Origin of the sequence: Synechococcus sp. MIT S9508, from assembly GCF_047303045.1 — a bacterium.
In the GTDB taxonomy this organism is placed as follows: Bacteria; Cyanobacteriota; Cyanobacteriia; order PCC-6307; family Cyanobiaceae; genus Synechococcus_C.
Map to the genome: position 1 here is coordinate 1,647,442 of NZ_CP138941.1, position 19,445 is coordinate 1,666,886.

Below are 19,445 nucleotides of genomic sequence, written 5' to 3' on the forward strand. Positions count from 1 at the left end.
TCAGGCTAGCTAGGGATCATCGCGGCGACTTTGTCGAGATCGAGTCCCATAGCAGCGGCGTCATCCATGACGCAGTCGATTTCAACCAGCTTGTAATTCTCAGTTTTAAGCCTGCCGAACTCCATCCTTCCGGTGCGGGTGTTGATGGCGAAGCCGAGATTCTCACGAACGAGCCAACCGTTGAATTCATTGCGATGCGACAGGTCAGTCCTGTCCCCATCCATGAATGCCTTGAGCCGTCGACGCACCTCACGTTCGGCTTTGCGACCGGTAGGGCGACGCTCAAGCGACTGCATGGTGTCTTCTGCTCTTGTTAGCTCCTGCTCCTTCGAGCGGACAGCAGCCTCTACTTTTTCGAGTCTCTTGTCCCAAAGGTTCAGAACATTCACCGGGGTTCCAGGCTCTGCATCCATGATCTGCAACCGCTTTTCTTCGACCTTGTCCTGCAGTGCTCCGAGTTCTCCTGTCAGCGTCAGGACCACTCGACGAGCGTTAGCGAGTTCAGCTTCGTGCTTGTCGCTCCCGAAGAAATCAGCCCAGCGGAAGTGATGCAGCCTGTTGAGCATCGCTTCTTCGTCGTACCGGATGTTTGGTGCGTCGCAGGTCTTGTTCTTCTTTGAGCTGCAATAAAACGCGTGACCGTTTCTTCCATTTCGTAATCCCAGCTTGGCCCCACAGCAATCGCAGAATGTTTGTGCCTCAAACAGGTTGTGGCGGTGCCGTCCGTTGGGCACCCGCTTGTAATTGCGAGACTTCAGAGCGACCTGAACCGCATCAAACTCCGCTGGAGTGATGATCGCGGGGTAGACACCCTTAACAGGATCACCGATCGCAACATTGTCTTCGAAGTGCTGCCTCCAACCCATGACGGCAATGTTTCGGAGAAGAACATCGACATCGCCAACTTTTATCGGCGTGTCACTTCTCGCCTGCGTGACGCCAATGTCGCGCAGTGCTTGAGAGATGGTCACCGCACCCTTTTCCTTGGCAAGCCTGAAAGCACGCTGCACCCAAGCAACCTCCTTCTCCAGCTGGACCCAGTTGCCATCAGCGTCAACATCGAGCCAACGCGGGTAGCCAGGATCTATGGGGCATTCGCTTCTGGGTTTGAAGCGATAGTTGCCGAACACGGCGGACTTGCCACCACTGGCATTTTCAGCAATCTGTTCTCTGCGCCATCTACGAGCGCCGCGGGTGCGATCTCGCTTCTCAAGCCACTCACGATGTGAATTGGATGCAGCTCCAACGATCTGGTGGACAGTGCCTCCCGTCTCATCAAGCGATCGGAGGATTTGATTTCCAAAGTCGCAGAAGCTGACACCAAGCCCTGCCTTGAAGATGTCGAGCATGAGCTGCATGCAGCCCTGCATGTCGTCCCGACTTAGGCGAGAGAAGGTTTCAACAACAAGAACTGTTCCAGGGGCAACACTGCCCTTCTGTGCATCTTCAAGAAAACGACCGAGAAGACCTTCCTTGACGTTCTTCCGACCTGAGATCGCTTCCTTGATCACGCGGACCTCATAGTCAGGGTGATCGCGTTTCCACCTGGTTAAAGCTTCACCTTGCCGACTGAAGCCAGATCGATCCTCTTCTCCCTGAGCCTCTGTACTCACCCGCTGGTAGCTGACCGCCAGCTTGACAAGTGGATTGGTTTGCGGATTTTGCGTCTTAGTGGGCGACAACAGTGGAAACCAGATCCCTTGCAGTCACTACGTTATGCGATGTGTCAACTGCATTAGGTGCATCAAGCCGACCTGGTGACGCACATCCTGCCGAGGGGCTGAACCGCTGCCATCTTTGGGGTATGGCCATTCTCAGGAAAAGCCTTGTCACCATGGGCTTGACGATGATTCTCGCCGTGCTGACGCTCCCCTGGAAAATTGCAGGGCTGTTTTACGTAAGAGTGATTGTCGCGATTTGTCTCGGCTATTTGAATCCTTGGGATTGGGTGGTGGGAACTGTTGAGCTTGTGGCGGTGATTTTGTGGATGGCCATGCTCATCGCTGCTTTCTCCTGGGCACTCTGGGGCATCTGGCGGAAGCCAATCGCTCTCGCATTAATGAAGGCAAGGGCTGAAACGGCAGCCATACAGCGGTGCTGCGCTGGGTCAACGCTGATCTCGTGATCTACATCCTTCAGACGATTGAATGATGAAATCACCCGAGCAAGTACTGCACCACAAGCAGGCAGTAATCGATTATGCGATCGCGTCCTGCATCGAAGCAAACGAAGCCTGGGAAACGATGCAGAAGTCAGGGGGTGGAAGCGTTGCAAGCCCAAGTGGTGATATTTAAGTCATCAAGGACGAGTTTTTGCGCAGTAATCACGAAGCTCACCATCCCTCACTGCAATTCGTGCTTGAGCAACCTCATCACTAATGTGCCCGTCCCACCAAAGATCACAAGTATGTATTGGGTTTCGCTCTGTTTCTTCTACGCATGCGGAGGCTTCAAGGCTTAGTGCAGTTAACGCGATAGCAGTGACGATAAAAATTCGTTTCATGCAACCATCCTTGCTTGGAAAGTGGTGATGAGCGTGTGACCAACCTCACAGCCCTGCATGAGGCAGGTCATCAAGTCAGACGCTGAAAGCGGAGATGGTGTGTCCATCGAGAGGGAACAACCCTTCACCGCTTTCAAAACTATGCCTCACATCACTACTTGGGATGGACTCATTGCCCGCCAGGCTGGCTTTCAGAAGGCAGATGAATTCATCAAGTTGGGCGACATCAAAGGTGAGTATGAAGCAGATGAGCTACCCGGCGGCTTCGATCCACTGAACGAAACAACCAACTTTGATCCAAAAATCTTGGGTCCCATCAGTGGTGAAGGTGTGTTCAAGCCCCAAGACATCGACACCAAAGGCAGCGTGATCGTTGGCGATAACCACTTCACGCCAGATCGTGGCGGCGACTCCCTTACAGGTGAAGGTCGTCCTACAAAAATCTGGACAAACGGTGGTGCCAGCACCTTTGAAGACAGGACCGTTGGTGATTACGACGCCAACGATGCGGTGTTCGGCGTTGGGGAGAACATCGACTGGACTGCTGCAAATGGCGGCAATGGTTCGAGTTGGCTGACAGCAAAGAACGCCAGCAAGGTCAATGCTTATGTCGATGAGGATGTGGATGGCTTTATGAAGCTCGGCGACATCGGCGCGTTTCAAGCAGATGAGCTGAGGAGCGATAACAGCTTTGTAATGGAAAGCTTCGAACCACTCGCTGGGATGAACAGCTTCGGGGAATCACTCAACCCTGTTGCTGAACTCGGCGGTACTGCTGGACCTGGAGCTTCGACCTTCATGACAGAAAAGATCGGCGCTAACCCTGGTCAAATGCTCAGCCCTCTTAGCGGAGGTGACGGCTGCCCCTTCTGAGCCACGACGCTTCAACGCAATGCCCCGCTCACGAGTGGGGTTTTTTAGTGGTGATGCTCTGGGTGAATGCCGATCTGGTCACCCATATGATTCCCTGACTTTGATGAGTCTCTGGCGAAGGTTGGGTAAACCGTCAGCCATGAACTCTCGCCGCCCAAATCTCTGTTTCTACGGTTTATAAGTCGTACTGATGAAGGATGCGACAGCTAGAGGCAGGAAGTGATGACCCTGCCTTTTTCCTAATCGCATCACTAAGTGCCATGCTTTATCTCTTAATCGCTGTTACGTGGTTAGCGGTGTTCATTGGCATCGCCAAAAGCGAGAAATAAATAGGCAAAAAAGAAACCCCCGCCTAAGGCAGGGGATCTGAAAACTCTGCGGGAATGTGTCCTTGTTTCCACCCCGTGAGCTTTTCTCCTCACAATGAAAGCGTATCCCTTGGGTATAGGTATGCAACCAGTTGTGACCAGTGAGCTAAACGGCACAGGCTTGGGCTATACCAGTGGCAGTTGGCTTTCTCCTCACCGAGACTCCCAACTCCTCACACCCCCCGAGACCCGACAGACGTCCGGGTCTTTTTTATTGAGACAGCAAACTATCTTCTGAACATTGCAATCAACAAAGAACCAGTGCTCAGTGCGATCACTCCATAGAGCCAGGCTTTCCTGCTGTATTTGCTGTTGATGTTATAAACCCAAGTTGGAACGCCATCACTTGTGAAGATGATGGTGAGGCCCAAGATGATGACGACGGGAATCCCTAAAGCAATGACTAGATCCATTTCAGCGGAGTGCGTGGCAATCATCCTGCTATCACCGCCAGCAGGAAGGTGTTGATGTTATCTCTCTTCATCTATGAATTAACGGATTTCTATCCCAATGACATTTTCATTGGTGTTGTTGACGTTCTCAAAACCTCGGTTGCTCGCTCGGTGGCTCTGACCGCCCAAAACCCAGCAGAAATTTCCGAGGCCCTATTACGTACCTGCACGGACGCTGAATAACCCCCACGCCCCCTTGAGTGACTGCTGATCCAGGTTTGTGCCGTTCGCGATCTGTTCTGTTTCTTTCTCAGTGCGGTTGATGGTTGTTCACGGACATCGATGCCCGGCGGTCAACCTGCTTTGCTCATGGCTAGAAGGGACATGACATGCATGGGCACTTTGTTCAGGTCATGAAATGTGGATGGACCATGTCTGAGTTCCCCTGGTAAGCCAAAGGAGAACGCTCTGTTGGCACTTTCAACTAACCACACAAAAGGGCACACTTTAAAAAAATTTGTTTGGCTGAGAGACCTTTCAGTGACTCAAAGGGATTTTACGGAAATAGGAGGATGATCTTCCAGGATCCCGTGGCTTCAGCCCAGCAGGACGGTTCTTGGTCTCTTCAACGGCCAACCAGAGTGCAACTGGGTTGACGGATCAAGGCATGGGCCCGTTGACGGGTGCAGTCCATCGGTTGGAGCACGGTGCTGAGGCGCTCGTCGTCGTGCAGGGCTTCAAGAACAAGAAGACTGCCGTAGAAGACGATCTGAAATGTCCAGGCGTCGAAGCCGGACAGGGTGAAAGTCATGGCAGAAATGCACATCACTCCATTCAGCCTGGACCTTCATGGGCCCGAAGTCGACGATATCTTGAACTCCCCACTAGCACTTAACAGAAATGACCATCAAGATCCCGCCATTAGCCTGGTTTTTCATACGGGAGAAGGTTGATCTCAGCAGAGAAAATAGTTTGGTCAGAGCATTTTAATTCAGCCTGTACAACCGGTTTTTGATGTCGCTCCAGCCTGGAAAATCCAGACCTGTTTCTTCGTTTCAGGATCACACTCAGCTGATATCTGAACTTTGCTATGGGGTTTGGTTCATCATCCAGCGACGCTGCCAGGCACTGGTGCTCTCCAGATCACAGCACTGTTGCTCGAGCTCTCGTCGTTGCTGGATGCTCTCGGCCTCATCAACACCTTCGGGATCTCGATAGGGCACTGACGCTCTGGTGTTGAGGTGCTCTTCTTCCATTGCACTCAGTGCAGTCCATCCAGGCCCTTCCGTCGCCAATGGTGCTGAGGCGAGGGGTTTCACTGCCAGTGTGCCGGCGCTCCATCCGATCCGCTGTTGTGCTGCCGGACGCAGTGATCGAAGCGTCAGGCCTGCACGCCGCAGGCTGCTTCTTACGGCAGCGGCTCTGCAGTAGGTGAGAAGGCGTCCTCCCGGTGCCAGACGACTGGCCAGAGTTCCGAGGAATTCCTCGCTCCAGAGCTGTGGACAGCGCCCAGGAGAGAAGGCATCCAGGAGGATCAGGTCCATTTGATAATTGCTGGGTAGGGCCTTCAGGTTTTGGCGCGCATCGCCCCAAAGCATCGTTCCCTGGCCCCCCTTGTCACGCCAGCTACCGCTCTTGTGAAGCTGTTCAAGCCTCTGCAGAATGGCGCTGGGCCACAGCTCACAAAACGGTTGGTGATTCAGTGCCCATGCAAGGGGCCGTGGGTCAACATCCAGCCCCCACCACTGCACCGAGGGTGGGCTGGTGGGAGGCAGTGCAGCCATCACGGCCGCGCTGTTGTATCCCAACCCGAAGCAGACATCGAGCAGCTTGAGCTCGCTCGTTTGCGAGAACCGTCTCAGCTCCGCGGGTCGGACAAATTTCGTTTCCGTTTCCTCTAGGGCTCCTGCGGAGCTGTGAAACGCCTCATCAAAATGATCGCTGTGAAGACTCAGACTGCCGTCAGCCGTTTCCAGCGCCTTGAGTTGCCCGAGCGGATGGGTCAACGCTGCAGTCGATCGAGATCGGTCCAGAAGCTGGGGTAGCTCACCGCTGCGGCTTCACTGCGCGTCAGGGTTGAATCACCCTTGGCCATCAGGGCTGCCACCGCAAGACTCATGGCAACACGATGGTCGGTCTCGCTATCGAGTTGTGCAGCTTTCAGTGGTCGACCTCCACGGATGGTGAGACCGTCGGGATGCTCATCAATGTCTGCGCCCATGGCTTTCAGTTGGCGTGCCATCACCGCCAATCGGTCTGTTTCTTTCACTCTCAGTTCAGCCGCTCCAGTGATCTGGCTTTCGCCATCGCAGAAGCATGCCGCCACGCTCAAGATCGGAACTTCATCCACCAAGCGCGGCATAATCTCCTCTCCAAACCGGAAGGGTTTCAGTGATCCGTGCGTGACACGTAGATCCCCTACCGGTTCGCCTGCCACATCACGCTGATTGATCACTTCGATCTTGGCTCCCATCTGCTCCAGAACCTCCAGCACTCCAGTGCGGGTTGGATTCAGACCCACATTTTCAACGGTCAGATCAGCACCGGGCATCAGGGCGCCGGCGATCAGCCAAAACGCTGCTGAGCTGATGTCACCTGGCACCACAACATGCTGCCCCTGCAGTTGAGCACCGGGGCGAACGGTGATGTGGCGACCCATCTCTCCACCCACATCCAGGTCGGCACCAAAGGCCTTCAGCATGCGTTCGCTGTGATCGCGGGAGTGTGCAGGCTCAATCACCGTGCTGGTTCCATCCGCCGTCAGTGCGGCGAGCAGCAAGGCGGATTTCACCTGTGCACTGGCGACGGGGGTGCCGACAACGGCACCGCGCAGCTTGCATCCCTGCACAGCCAGTGGGGCAAAATTGCCCTGCCCGCGTCCGCGTACGTCGGCCCCCATCATCGAGAGCGGTTGCCCAACGCGTTGCATGGGTCTCCGCTTGAGTGAATCATCCCCGCTCAACACAAAATGTCGGCCATCCCGTCCTGCCAGTAATCCGAGCATCAGGCGCATGGTGGTACCTGAATTCCCGCAGTCGAGCACTTCACTCGGCTCCTGCAAACCATCCAGGCCAACGCCTTGAACGGTGATGATCTCCCCGTCGGCGACAGGACTGATCTCCGCTCCCATCGCTCTGAGGCATGCTGCTGTACTAATCGGATCCTCTGCAGGAAGCAGGCCCTCAATGGTGGTTTGGCCTTCGGCAATGGCTCCAAACAGCAAGGCCCGATGAGAGATCGATTTATCTCCAGGAACCCTCACATGACCTCTAAGAGTTCCGCCGGATCTCAGTTGGCGGGCATCTCTTGGGGTTCCCGGCACTTTTTCTCATGGCTTTGTGCCCTAATTCTATGAGTCGTTTGCTCCAGGTCCAGTTTGCACTTGCGTGTTGATTGAAGCCATCAAATTTGTGTGATCAACTTCAGATTTTCTCGGAACGACTCGGTCAATCCCAAATCCAATGTAAAATGAGAGATTTTGAAAAAATTACCAGAGATGGTTGATCAAGTGATGAGTAAATCCATGAATGGCCAAATATTAATTGTAGGACTAAACAGATTGAATAGCGTTTACTTGCAAGGTATGCTGTAGCTAGAGCGCTTAATCTGTTTTCGGTCGAAGCGTGATTTGCAAAAGCTTTTTCGAAATAGCTACTCCATACAATGAATGTTTTGAATTGATTCAGCGAATCAAGCAACTTACTGGTTCAAGAAAGAGCAACTTTTTTGGCGATTAAAATGTTTAGCTCGTCCCGGTAGTTTCGAGCAGCTTGCCAATCTTTCCGTTTCACCGCATTGTTGTAAGATTTGATGAGTTGTTGTCGATGTAATTCGTGCGCGACGTCCATAGTTTCGTGTTTGGTACAAATAATTTATGGATTGTTTTGATTGCGTGCGCGAAGTTCTGATGCGCTTTGGGGTGATCAATGAGTCTTGGCGCTTGTTGGGCATTACGCCGATTGAACTGCGAATGGCGGTAGCGGCATGGTGTCGATGACTGTCTTGCTCATGACGGCGAGCGACAAGTGATCACAAGCGAAGGTTGTATAGGTTACAAGGGTGGTCGGTTCGCGTTTTGGCACGCTTTGCGCTTTGGCTGCGTGCAGGCTCTGCCTCGGCATGGCTCCTCAATGGCTGGCCTGGTGCTGGGCTCCCTGATCTCTGCCCCGGAGTCGGGTTGGATTTTTTTTGCTGAATGCCAGTGAGGCCAATTGTTTTGAAGTTTTTCCTTTGTTCTCTTGTGCGTCTTTGTCGGGCATTGACAGCTTCGATTCATCCTCTCGTGCAACAGGTTGCTTTTGTGTCGCGAGCCGGAAGGGTTTCGGTTGATTTGCTTTCCCGAGGTTTTTTTCAGTGTTAACCCCCTCCGTCGTTTGTCTTCTTGAGTGTTTTGGGTAGCAAAGTCGTCGATGGTGCGTTTTAATACTGTGCGAGGCAAAAGCCTCTTCCTCTTTTTTATTGGTGTGAGGATCAATGAAACTGTTCAAGCAACTGCTTGTTGCTCCCGCTGCTCTGGGCCTCATGGCTCCAGTAGCTGCTGTTGCAACTGAAGTTAGTGTTTCTGACTACACAAACGTGTCTTCCGACGCGGTGGCTGTAGACCAGGTCACCAGCATCAACCAGTTCAACGATGTCTTTCCGGCTGACTGGGCTTATCAGGCTCTTAGCAACCTGATCGAGCGCTACGGCTGTGTTGCTGGTTATCCCAACGGCACTTTCCGTGGCAACCGTGCAATGACCCGCTTTGAAGCGGCTGCACTGCTGAACGCCTGTCTCGACCGCGTCACCGAAGTGACCGACGAGCTCAAGCGTCTGATCAAGGAGTTCGAAAAGGAACTCGCCATCGTCAAGGGCCGTGTTGACGGTCTGGAAGCCCGTGTTGGCGAACTGGAAGCAACCCAGTTCTCCACCACCACCAAGCTTAAAGGCCGTATTGACATGGTCCTTGGTGGCATCAGCTACGGCGGTAGTGGTGCGGAAGGCACCGATTCGGGTACTCCTGCTAACCAGAACTACGGTCTCAATACCGGTTCTGATTACAAGGGCCAGGATGCGCTGACCTTCAACTACACAGCCCAGTTCGATCTGAACACCAGCTTCACTGGTAAGGATTTGCTGTATACCCGTATCAAGACCGGTAACTTCAGCAAGAACTTCTATAACCAGGACTCTGATGCCTACGGTCAGTCCAACCTTGCTGATCTTGCAGTTGGTAACTCCAATGGAGATACTCTGAAGGTCGACAAGCTCTGGTACCAGTTCCCCATTGGTTCCAGCTTCACAGCTTATGTAGGTCCCAAAATTGAGCATTACTACATGCTCGGATCTACACCAAGTGTGTACCGTCAAATCCTGAAGCAATTCAAGCTCGGTGGTTATTACGGTGCCTACGGCGCCAGCACATCCCCTGGTGCAGGTCTTGCTTGGAGGCAGCAGAAAGATGATCGCATGTCTCCTAGGTTCACCGTTTCTACCGCTTACACAGCTTCAGAGGGTGATCACAGCTGCATAAGAGGTAGTAGCTGTGGTGGTATTGGAACCAACGAATCCAGTGCTAGGTGGACATCCCAGATTGCTTATGGCAATCCTCAGTGGAACATCTCTGCTGCTTATCAGTACGCTCAAGAAGGCGGCTTCAAGGGTTATGGAACTCCTGTTGGCAAAGCCAACTACTACATCAACTCAAGCGGAGCTCTCACCAAGGGTAGTTACGCTGATGTGAATTCTGTTGCCCTGCGTGCATGGTGGCAGCCCTCCAAGTCCGGTTGGATGCCCAGCATCAGTACAGGATGGGGCCTGTCATCATTCAGTGACCCCGCTGTTGAAGGTGATGAGCTGAACTACAGCTCCACCTCACAAAACTGGTTCGTTGGTCTGAACTGGAAGGATGCCTTCATGAAGGGCAACATTCTTGGTGCTGCAATTGCGCAGTCTCTTTTCAAGACTTCCATGAAGAACTATTCCGATAACAATGGTGCTCGGGATGGCAACTACTCCATGGAGCTCTACTACCAGTTCCAAGTTACAGACAACATTTCTGTGACTCCTACCATCTTCTACCTGTCACGTCCTTATGGACAGCTCACAGGTTCAGAAACAAAGTATGGTGGTAACGGCGCTGACAGTTTCAACATGTTCGGCTACCTCGTTCAGTCGACTTTCCGTTTCTGATTCGGAATTTTTGAGTCCTTTAAGCTCCCTGAAAGGGGAGCTTTTTTTTGCTTTTTATACAAAATAAAAAAAGGAGACCTTTCGGTCTCCTTTCTCCATTGGTAAGTCAGTCAGGACTTCACCAGCAATTTTCGCCCTCGCCAATCGGTACACAAAGATCTTCTTCAGCGGCTTTTTCAGCAGCTTTTTTGGCATCGGCATCTTTTTTGGCTTCAGCATCGATATCTTGATCGGTGCTCCATTCCTGCATCCCACCGGCAGGAGTGTCGGCTAACGCTGCTGGTACTGCAACGGCAGTGCTCAGTGCTGTTGCACCTGCAATAAAGATGGAAAGAGTAGACCTCTTCATGACAGAACGACTAAGTGACGAACAGCTCTTATTTTAAGGAATTACGGATGCGTTTTCATGTGCCCAACGATCGCAGCAAATTCGTATAGGCGAGAAAGATGAGATCGAGCTCTTCGCTGCGACCATGTTTGGCAAGCAATCCCCTAGCACCGCTATCTAGTTGAAATAGTGTGGTGCGGTCGAGCTCGCTTTTTAAGTAGCTCTCGATCCAGCCCACGCAAGCGATGCGCACGCCCTCTGTGACTGTGTTCACGCGATGCATCGATGTACTTGGGTAGATCACGATTTCTCCCTGTTCAAGCTCAAGGTCAATCGAATCCATCACAGTATCAACTTCAAGTGATCCGCCTTTGAATTGATTGTGGTCTGATAAGCATAAAGTGAAAGATAGATCGCTCCTGCCGCTGCTCATATAAGCATTGTCCACATGGCTGTCATAGCCTCCTCCTGGGCTTGTTTTGCTGATTAAAAAACGATGGAGTTTTCGTGGCAAGCAAAAGCTTTTAATGGCGGGATGAGCCCACATTGCTTTTTGTACATAGGTATGAATTTCCTCTCTTAATGGAGAGGATTGTTTGACTTGTTCATTGATTTTTCCTGTTTGGGCTTGAGAGCCTGCCGTTGTCTTCCCATCAATCCACTCCGCATCGCAAAGTTTGCCTAAAAGCTTTTCGCACTCCTCGTTGTTGAGCAATTGAAGCTTGATGTGGTTCATTGCTTAACATAGGTATCAAATGTTCTCTTGCTTGGTGCTAAATGCGCAAGACGAACCGGTTTTTCTTGGACAACCTCAGGTGGGTTCTTGTGTTTTATGAAGCTGTTTGCCATCCCATTGCTCGCGTCGCTGTCTTTCTTAGCGGCTGCCGCACACGCCGAAGAAGTTCGAGTTTATTCAGGGCGTCACTACAATACGGACCGTCAGACTTACAAGGCATTTTCTGAGAAAACTGGTATCAAGGTTCGTCTGATCGAGGCAGCAGGTATCTCTCTTGTTGAGCGTCTTAAGCGAGAGGGAAGTAACACCAAGGCTGACGTGATCATTCTTGTTGACGCAGCCAGAATCAATAATGCAGCAAAAGCTGGCTTGTTTCAGCCAATCAACTCTGCAAAGTTGAAGTCCGAAGTTCCTGCGCGTTATCGCGATCCAGGTAACCGCTGGTTTGGTATTGCACGACGTGTGCGTGCAATCATCATTAACCCCAATCAGGTCAAGCCATCACAGGTACAGACTTACGCGCAATTAGCGTCTCCCGATCTCAAAGGCAAAGTTTGCCTACGTAATCGTAAAAATGTCTACAACCAATCGTTGGTCGCTGATCAGCTCGCGATTCGCGGAGAGGCAAAGACCAAATCTTGGCTGAAAGGTTTGATTTCCAATGTCTCCCAGCCTTACTTCCCGGGTGATATCGCCCTCATTCGAGCAGTCGCTCAAGGTAAGTGTGGTGTTGGTGTGGTAAATCACTACTACCTTGCCCGAATGCGAGCTGGTATCAATGGTGCGAAGGATACGAAGCTTGGTAATCAGGTGAAAATTGTGATGCCAAATCCTGCACATGTGAATATCAGCGCAGCAGCTGTGTCTAAATACGCCAAAAACAAATCAGCTGCTGTTGAACTCATCGAATTCATGGCTTCCCCTGATGGAAGCAGAGGGATTGCAGGTCCCACTTTTGAATTCCCGCTCACTGGTGTTGGTGGTTCGGCCTATCTCAAAGGGATGACCAAGTTCACCCCTGACAACGTCACGATCTCTCAGTTGAGTGCACTCAATCCCAAGGCCATTCAGCTCATGGCCGAGTCCGGTTGGCAATGAGCTGATCCAGCAGGTAGCCGAACAATTCCGGGTTCGGCTCCGTGTTGCTGATATCGGTTAATCCCAGTTCATCCAGGCGGTCCGTCACGCGTTGTTCTAGATCGTCTGGTCTGCTCAGAGGTTCGCCCCAAGGATGGTTTTTCTCAGGGCCGATTTTGGTGGTGGCGTCAATTGCCAAACGTCCGCCAAGGCCGAGTTGCTCACTGGCGAAGTCCAGGGTGTCGAAAGGCGTGTTTTCCAGGGTGAACAGGTCCCTTTGTGGATCCACTTGAGCGGCGATTGCCCAGACCACCTGCCGGGGATCACGCACGTTGATGTGACTGTCGACCACCACCACAAACTTGGTGTAAGTGAACTGCGGCAAAGCGCTCCAGAACGCCATTGCGGCGCGTTTGGCCTGGCCTGGATAGGCCTTGTCGATGGAAATCACGGCGAGCTTGTAGCTCAGTGCTTCCATTGGTAAGAAGAAATCCTTGATCTCAGGAATCTGCTGACGCAGGATCGGTGTGTAGATCCTGTTCAGTGCAATCGCCAGCATCGCTTCCTCTTTGGGCGGCCGGCCGCTGAATGTGGTGAGAAAGATCGGATCTTTGCGTTGCGTCATGCAGTGAAAATGCACCAGAGGTGAGTCCTCAACCCCCCCGTAAAAGCCCATGTGATCGCCAAAGGGTCCATCAGGCATCACCTCACCGGGCGTGATCGTGCCTTCCAGCACCACCTCACTGTGACTTGGCACACTGAGATCCACGGTCTTGCAGGGAGTGAGCCTGACGCCTTCGCCGGCGTAAATCCCGGCGAACAACCATTCGCTCAACTGCACAGGGATGGGTGTGGCAGCCGCCATCACCAGCAGTGGATGCACACCAACCGCGATGGCGATCTCTAGCTTTTGGCCGAGGGCAGCTGCTTTGCGCAAATGGCGTGCACCACCGCGGACGCTCAGCCAGTGAACGGTCATGGTGTTGACCGACTGTTTCTGGAGCCGATACACCCCCACGTTGGGAACACCGGTTTCGGGGTCTTTGGTGATAACCAGTCCGAGCGTGATCACCCCACCCGCATCGCCTGGCCAGGGGCGGATCAGGGGGATGTTGTCGAGGTTGACTTGATCGCCTTCAAACACCTGTTGCCGGCAGGGAGGCAACAGATCCCTGTCTGGTCTTGCCTTCACCAGATCCCAGAACACGCGGGCAAATTTCTTGGTTTCCCCTAATCCCTTGGGCGGGCGTGGTTGTTGCAGCAGCGCCAGACGCTCACCCAGGTCTTCCAGTTGTTCTGGGTACTCGAGGCCCATGCTCCAGACGACGCGCTCCACGGTGCCGAGCAGGTTGACGGCGACCGGCATGGAGGATCCGATCACGTTTTCGAACAACAATCCCGGTCCACCACTGGCCAGCACGCGATCGGCGATCGCTGCCAACTCGAGATCGGGATCCACCGGGGCCGTGATCCTTTTGAGTTGACCCCGCTCCTCCAGCAGTTGAATGAAGGCGCGCAGATCCCTGGTGCTGGGACCGGAGCGGAACAGAGCCATCTGGAAGCCACCTCAGCGGGGGTGATCTCGGTACTGTGACGCACGCTGACGGTGATTGTGGCCATGCAGGTTTCCTATTTTCATGCGGCCGCGGATGTCCCCGACACGGTTGGTTCCGCCGACGGTCCTGATGCTGCGGTCGTGATCGATGTCCTGCGAGCCACGACCACGATTGCCTGGGCGCTGCACAACGGCGCCGAAGCGGTTCAGGCGTTCGCTGATCTCGATGAACTGCGTGCCCAGGCGCAGCTGTGGTCTGAATCCTCCCGTTTGCTGTTGGGGGAGCGCGGCGGTTGCATGCTCGACGGCTTTGACCTGGGCAACTCCCCGGTGGCGGTGACCCCTGAGGTGGTGCAGGGCAAGCGATTGCTGATGAGCACCACCAACGGCACCCGTGCATTGCAGCGGGTTCGCGACGTCGCTTGCGTTGTCACGGCGGCTCTGCCTAACAGGCGTGCAGTTACCGAGCGGTTGCTGGCAGGCCAACACCAGCGGCTTCTGATTCTTGGCAGTGGTTGGGAAGGCACCTATTCCCTGGAAGATTCACTGGCTGCCGGCGCGATCGGAGAGCTGCTTGTGTCGGCTGGAGCCTCGGTTGCCAATGATGAACTTCAGGCTGCACTCGCCCTCTGGAATCAGTGGAAGCATGACCCTGAGGCCTGCCTACGCACCGCTTCGCATGGTCAGAGGCTGATCGGGATTGGCAATCATGATGCCGACTTCAGCTGTTGCGCGGCGTTGGATCAGATTTCCGTCGTTCCGACCCAGGTCGAGCCCGGTGTTTTACGAGCCGTGCCTGTCTAAAGCGCGGAGCCCGCTTCAGCCATACCATTTCAACGACTTAACTCTGATCTCTGTGCGTGATTTCCTGGCGGCGGCCGTGCAACTCACCAGCAGTTCTGACCCGCAGAGCAATTTCACGGCTGCCGAGGAACAGATCGACCTTGCCGCACGTCGGGGAGCCGAGTTGATCGGATTACCCGAGAACTTTGCCTTTCTTGGTGAGGATTCACGGCGCCTTGAACTGGCTCCCTCTCTGGCAGAACAGGCCTCAAATTTTTTGGTCACCATGGCGCGTCGCTATCAGGTGGTGATTCTTGGAGGTGGTTTCCCTGTCCCCGTCGGGGATGGTGAGCACACCTATCAACGCGCGCAGTTGGTGGGTCGTGATGGTCAGATCCTTGCCAGTTACGACAAACTCCATCTGTTCGATGTGGACCTGGCCGACGGTAGTTCCTATCGCGAGTCAGCCTCGTTTAGCCCCGGCACGACACCTCCACCCGTTGTGGATGTGCCTGGACTCTGTCGGGTGGGGCTGTCGATTTGCTACGACGTGCGCTTCCCTGAGCTCTACCGAGATCTGATCGGAGCCGGAGCTGAGTTGCTGATGATTCCCGCCGCTTTCACGGCTTTTACGGGTAAGGACCACTGGCAGGTGCTTCTGCAGGCCCGTGCGATTGAAAACACGTCCTACGTGCTTGCCCCAGCACAGACCGGTGTTTACGCAGGACGACGTCAGAATCATGGACATTCCCTGGTCATTGACCCCTGGGGAACGGTGCTCGCCGATGCCGGGGTGAGCCCAGGTGCAGCAGTCGCACCGGTTGACCTTGATCATCTTGAGCGCATTCGCACTCAGATGCCTTGCTTGAAGCACCGCAGAACCGCACTGTTCTGAATCTGATGCCTCGGCTCCCTCGTCGTTTCAGCGCTCTGCTGGTTGCTCTCGTTATGCAGAGCGCTGGCTTGCTAATGGCCTTGCCCGCTCGGGCTGCCAGTGCCCTTGCGGCTTGGTCGCTGGGACGTGATGGGGTTCTGCAGTTGCGCACGGCCACGGGAGCGCGCCTTGATGCTTTCTTTGAAGCCGGTGAAGCCGGTCGTGGGCCAAGGGTTTGGATCGATTTTCCCGGTGAGCTGAGCCGCACACGCAAGCTGCGTGGTTCTGGACCGGTTCGTGAGGTTCGACTCGGCAAGCCCAACCCCGGGGCCACGCGTCTGGTGATCGAGTTCAATCCTGGCGTTGAACTTGATCCTGGCCAACTGCGACTGATCGGCACCTCGCCGGATCGTTGGAAGTTGATGTTCGAAGGGCTTCCCACAAGAGGCCTGCGCACCATCGGGGAAGGTGATCTCAATCGGGCCAGCTCCGGACGCTGGGGCGGCGTTCGCATCAAACCCACAAAAACTCCGGTGAATGCGGAAGGGCTGCCGAGTGTGCCTCGAGGTCGTTACAACGTCGTGATCGATCCAGGCCATGGCGGACCTGACCCTGGCGCAGTGGGGATCAGGGGGATTCGCGAGTCGGAAATTGTTCTCGATGTTTCGCTTCAGGTGGCTCGATTGCTTGAGGCCAAGGGCGTTCAGGTCACCCTTACTCGAACCGCAGAGGTGGATGTTGATTTACCTCCGAGGGTGTCGCTGGCCAACCGACTGGGTGCAACGGCCTTTGTGAGCATTCATGCCAATGCCATCAGCATGTCTCGTCCGGAAGTGAACGGCATTGAGACCTTCTATTTCGCCGACCCTCGCTCTGCACGGCTGGCCGCACATATCCAGCAGCAGGTGCTGAATGTGTCTCCTGGAAGCCCCAATCGCGGAGTCCGTCGCGGCCGCTTCTTTGTGATCCGCCGCACCACCATGCCTTCGGTCTTGGTGGAAACAGGCTTTGTCACTGGCAGTCTCGACTCCCCAAGGCTGGCCAGCGCAGCGCATCGCCGGCGGCTCTCTCTTGCTATTGCCACCGGCATCCTTGAGTATCTGCAGGGGGTGCGATGACCATCCGTCTTGGCATGTTTGACAGCGGCCTTGGCGGACTGACGGTCTTGCGTCGGGTCCTGGAACGCCATGGATCCCTTCAGGTGATCTACCTCGGGGATACGGCTCGCGTGCCCTACGGCAGTCGTTCAGCGGCTGAAATCCGCACGATTGCCTCCGAAGTGGTGAGTTGGCTCAGCCAGCATCAGATCTCCACTGTCGTGATGGCCTGCAACACCACCAATGCTCTGGCCAGGGATGTTGCCGAGGGTCAAGCAGGTGTTCCGGTGGTCGGCCTGATTGGAGCTGCCGCAGCAATGGTTCGGGAAACCCGGGTCGGGGTGCTGGCCACACCGGCAACCGTTGCATCGGGTGCCTACCGGGAAAGCATCGAGGCTCTGCATCCTGGAACGCTGGTGGTGCAGCAGTCCTGTCCTGATTTCGTTCCCTTGATTGAAAGTGGAGATCTGCGTTCTGAGGCCCTCCGTGATGCTGCTAGTCGCTACCTGCAACCCCTGATGGAGGCTTCTGTGGAGTCTGTGGTGCTGGGCTGCACGCACTATCCCTTGCTGGTGCCGCTGCTCAACAATCTGTTGCCGCCATCCATCCGGCTGATCGATCCCGCCATTGCCGTAGCCAGCCAGCTCGATGCCTTGCTAGGGAAGCCAGTCCCCGGAGGCCTGGGTCAGCCCCTTGCCATGGGGGCAACTCGCATTTGTGTCACGGCTGACGCTGACGGATTCGCGGACCGTGCCACGCCCTGGCTGGGGCAACGGCCACGGGTTGAGCTGGTGCAACTGCAGTGACAGGTCGACGCCTTCTAAGATCTGCGCACTGAGAGGATTCATGACCACCGTCACCGATTTGCTTGAGCCAGTCGAGGCGGATCTAGAGATCTTGCTCAGCGACCTGCGCAGTCTGATCGGAGCCGGTCACCCGATCCTCCAAGCAGCTGCAGAGCATCTATTTAGCGCTGGCGGTAAACGCTTGCGGCCCGGCATTGTTCTCTTGATCTCAAGAGCTCTTGCCAGCGACGGTGGGCTCACGTCCCGGCATCGCCGCTTGGCAGAGATAACTGAGATGATCCATACAGCCTCGCTGGTTCACGATGACGTCGTGGATGAAGCCGCAACCCGGCGTGGCGTCGAAACTGTTCACAGTCGTTTCAATCACCGTGTGGCCGTTCTGGCAGGTGATTTTCTGTTCGCACAAGCCAGCTGGCACCTTGCCAATCTCGATGATCTCGATGTGGTGAAACTGCTCAGCCGCGTGATCATGGATCTGGCTGATGGTGAGGTGAAGCAGGGTCTGTTCCGTTACGACACGGGCCAGACTTTCGAGACTTACCTGGAAAAGAGTTATTGCAAAACCGCGTCTCTGGTTGCCAACAGCGCTCGTGCTGCTGGGGTTCTCAGTCGTTGCACCGAGCCTCAGCTGGAATCGCTCTACCGCTATGGACGCCAGTTGGGTCTGGCCTTCCAGGTGGTGGATGACATTCTTGATTTCACGGCCAGTGATCAGCAACTCGGCAAGCCTGCCGCTAGTGACCTCTCCAGTGGATACCTCACCGCACCGGCTCTCTATGCCCTGGAGCGCAATCCAGCCATGGGTGTGTTGATCGAACGGGAATTCAGCAATGAGGGTGATCTCGACGAAGCCCTTGGCATCGTGCGTGAGTCGGATGCGATTGCTCGTACCCGTCAACTGGCAGAAACTTTCGCTCAGGAGTCCCGTGAAGCGCTCACCTGGCTTCCGGATTCCCCCTACCGCACAGCCTTGCTGGAGCTCCCCGATTTCGTTCTCAGTCGTCTCTACTAACGACCGATTCAAGGCTGCGCTGGGCCTCGCTCAGTTGGCTGATGACAATCAATCGATCAGCCTGCAGCAAATCATGCTCTACAGGTTCCAGCTGGTCAGCCTTCTCAGTCGTTCGAAGCAGTCGCCAAACCAAGCACCCTGCCGCCAAGGCTGATTCGCATCCGGCCCTGGAATCCTCGAAGGCCCAGCACTCTTCAGCCTTCACCTTCAGGCGATCAGCTCCAAGCCGGAAAGGATCCGGAGCTGGTTTTCCAGCCTTTAGATCGTAATCATCTCCGCAGATCATCAGCTGCAAACCATTCACCCAGGGGTGATTGCCAATCTTGTGTCGTACTGATGCTCGGTCGCTGCTGGTGACTAAAGCCGTCGCAATGCCAAAACGTTCGGCTGATCGCACCAGCGATTCTGCTCCCTCCATGGCCTTGGCTTCAGGCAGCAGCTGTTCTGCGATCGGTTGCCTGACGGTGAGCAGTTGCTCCGGTGTGATCGCTTGATTGATCCAGGAACAGACGAGCTTTGCGTTATCGAGCCGGCGGCGGCCCTGCAACTGGATCAGCTGATTCGATTCAAGATCGGTGCCGAAATGAAGTGCCGCCTGTTGCCAGGCGCGCGCATGCAGCGGCTCAGTGTCGATCAACAGACCATCGAGATCAAACAGGCAGGCCTTGGGTGGGCTGGTGAGCTGATTCAGAGATCACCCCTCTGGCTGGCGTTGCCACGCATCAAAGACTCAGCGCGAACAGGACTGAGGCGGGCATCCAGCCTCGACATGGCTGCTCCATGAACCTCAACCATTCTGATCGGGGTTTCCATTGAGTGACCACTAACCATTGACCACTGATCGCACTTAAGCAGAAGGGAGTGTTCAGCT

At 54.6% G+C, this 19,445-nt stretch carries 19 protein-coding genes; 9 read left to right on the plus strand and 10 right to left on the minus strand.

Features of this window, described 5'->3' with window-relative positions:
• Nucleotides 1-5: 5 nt before the first annotated feature.
• Nucleotides 6-1,682 carry a recombinase family protein gene (locus SIB42_RS09065; RefSeq protein WP_067098049.1) on the minus strand — a complete coding sequence of 559 codons (1,677 nt, stop codon included), beginning with the start codon at nt 1,680-1,682 and terminating at the stop codon, nt 6-8.
• Between the two features lie 122 nt (nt 1,683-1,804).
• Between SIB42_RS09065 and SIB42_RS09070 the strand changes: the two genes are divergently transcribed.
• Both SIB42_RS09070 and SIB42_RS09075 read left to right on the plus strand, forming a co-directional pair.
• Nucleotides 1,805-2,125 carry a hypothetical protein gene (locus SIB42_RS09070; RefSeq protein ID WP_067098046.1) on the plus strand — a complete coding sequence of 107 codons (321 nt, stop codon included), beginning with the start codon at nt 1,805-1,807 and terminating at the stop codon, nt 2,123-2,125.
• A gap of 434 nt (nt 2,126-2,559) precedes the next feature.
• Nucleotides 2,560-3,375 (plus strand): hypothetical protein, encoded by an 816-nt coding sequence (locus tag SIB42_RS09075; RefSeq protein WP_067098043.1) that lies wholly within the window; start codon nt 2,560-2,562, stop codon nt 3,373-3,375.
• A 595-nt stretch (nt 3,376-3,970) separates the two neighbouring features.
• On the opposite strand, the gene SIB42_RS09080 is transcribed toward SIB42_RS09075, so the two are convergent.
• From SIB42_RS09080 to SIB42_RS09100, 5 genes are all read right to left on the minus strand, one after another.
• Nucleotides 3,971-4,180: a hypothetical protein gene (locus SIB42_RS09080; protein ID WP_067098039.1), complete on the minus strand. Its 210-nt coding sequence runs from the start codon at nt 4,178-4,180 to the stop codon at nt 3,971-3,973.
• Nucleotides 4,181-4,760: 580 nt separating this feature from the next.
• Entirely contained in the window at nt 4,761-4,946 is a 186-nt protein-coding gene (locus SIB42_RS09085) for a hypothetical protein (RefSeq protein ID WP_066906656.1), read from the minus strand.
• A 277-nt stretch (nt 4,947-5,223) separates the two neighbouring features.
• Entirely contained in the window at nt 5,224-6,141 is a 918-nt protein-coding gene (locus tag SIB42_RS09090) for a tRNA (5-methylaminomethyl-2-thiouridine)(34)-methyltransferase MnmD (RefSeq protein WP_231856488.1), read from the minus strand.
• Nucleotides 6,138-7,457, minus strand: a complete 1,320-nt coding sequence (aroA, locus tag SIB42_RS09095) for a 3-phosphoshikimate 1-carboxyvinyltransferase (RefSeq protein ID WP_067098033.1) — start codon at nt 7,455-7,457, stop codon at nt 6,138-6,140. The genes SIB42_RS09090 and aroA overlap by 4 nt, the downstream gene beginning before the upstream one ends.
• Nucleotides 7,458-8,262: 805 nt before the next feature.
• Nucleotides 8,263-8,622: a hypothetical protein gene (locus tag SIB42_RS09100; RefSeq protein ID WP_156485273.1), complete on the minus strand. Its 360-nt coding sequence runs from the start codon at nt 8,620-8,622 to the stop codon at nt 8,263-8,265.
• Between SIB42_RS09100 and SIB42_RS09105 the strand changes: the two genes are divergently transcribed.
• A complete protein-coding gene (locus SIB42_RS09105) occupies nt 8,609-10,306 on the plus strand; it encodes an iron uptake porin (RefSeq protein WP_067098028.1) in 1,698 nt (565 codons plus the stop codon). The genes SIB42_RS09100 and SIB42_RS09105 overlap by 14 nt on opposite strands.
• A 118-nt stretch (nt 10,307-10,424) precedes the next feature.
• On the opposite strand, the gene SIB42_RS09110 is transcribed toward SIB42_RS09105, so the two are convergent.
• Together SIB42_RS09110 and SIB42_RS09115 are read right to left on the minus strand one after the other, a co-directional pair.
• Entirely contained in the window at nt 10,425-10,655 is a 231-nt protein-coding gene (locus SIB42_RS09110) for a hypothetical protein (protein ID WP_067098025.1), read from the minus strand.
• A gap of 55 nt (nt 10,656-10,710) precedes the next feature.
• Nucleotides 10,711-11,370 carry a Fe2+-dependent dioxygenase gene (locus tag SIB42_RS09115; RefSeq protein WP_067098022.1) on the minus strand — a complete coding sequence of 220 codons (660 nt, stop codon included), beginning with the start codon at nt 11,368-11,370 and terminating at the stop codon, nt 10,711-10,713.
• Between the two features lie 96 nt (nt 11,371-11,466).
• Between SIB42_RS09115 and SIB42_RS09120 the strand changes: the two genes are divergently transcribed.
• Complete coding sequence (locus SIB42_RS09120; protein WP_067098019.1) at nt 11,467-12,468, plus strand: extracellular solute-binding protein; 1,002 nt, start codon at nt 11,467-11,469, stop codon at nt 12,466-12,468.
• Here SIB42_RS09120 and SIB42_RS09125 read toward each other — a convergent pair.
• Nucleotides 12,443-14,002 carry a UbiD family decarboxylase gene (locus SIB42_RS09125; RefSeq protein ID WP_067098015.1) on the minus strand — a complete coding sequence of 520 codons (1,560 nt, stop codon included), beginning with the start codon at nt 14,000-14,002 and terminating at the stop codon, nt 12,443-12,445. The two genes, SIB42_RS09120 and SIB42_RS09125, sit on opposite strands and share 26 nt — an antisense overlap.
• A 63-nt stretch (nt 14,003-14,065) precedes the next feature.
• Here SIB42_RS09125 and SIB42_RS09130 point away from each other — a divergent pair, with 63 nt between their 5' ends.
• From SIB42_RS09130 to sds, 5 genes are read left to right on the plus strand one after another with little or no spacing between them, the layout of a single operon-like run.
• Complete coding sequence (locus SIB42_RS09130) at nt 14,066-14,806, plus strand: 2-phosphosulfolactate phosphatase family protein (RefSeq protein ID WP_067098168.1); 741 nt, start codon at nt 14,066-14,068, stop codon at nt 14,804-14,806.
• A 52-nt stretch (nt 14,807-14,858) separates the two neighbouring features.
• On the plus strand, nt 14,859-15,680 hold the full coding sequence (locus tag SIB42_RS09135) for a carbon-nitrogen hydrolase family protein (protein WP_067098012.1): 822 nt from the start codon (nt 14,859-14,861) through the stop codon (nt 15,678-15,680).
• Nucleotides 15,681-15,685: 5 nt separating this feature from the next.
• Nucleotides 15,686-16,777, plus strand: coding sequence for an N-acetylmuramoyl-L-alanine amidase (locus SIB42_RS09140; protein ID WP_067098165.1), 1,092 nt, complete (start codon nt 15,686-15,688; stop codon nt 16,775-16,777).
• On the plus strand, nt 16,774-17,562 hold the full coding sequence (murI, locus tag SIB42_RS09145) for a glutamate racemase (protein WP_067098009.1): 789 nt from the start codon (nt 16,774-16,776) through the stop codon (nt 17,560-17,562). The genes SIB42_RS09140 and murI overlap by 4 nt, the downstream gene beginning before the upstream one ends.
• Nucleotides 17,563-17,602: 40 nt before the next feature.
• Entirely contained in the window at nt 17,603-18,574 is a 972-nt protein-coding gene (gene sds, locus SIB42_RS09150; RefSeq protein ID WP_067098007.1) for a solanesyl diphosphate synthase, read from the plus strand.
• On the opposite strand, the gene SIB42_RS09155 is transcribed toward sds, so the two are convergent.
• Nucleotides 18,558-19,265 (minus strand): HAD family hydrolase, encoded by a 708-nt coding sequence (locus tag SIB42_RS09155; RefSeq protein ID WP_067098005.1) that lies wholly within the window; start codon nt 19,263-19,265, stop codon nt 18,558-18,560. The genes sds and SIB42_RS09155 overlap by 17 nt on opposite strands.
• Nucleotides 19,266-19,445: the final 180 nt, after the last annotated feature.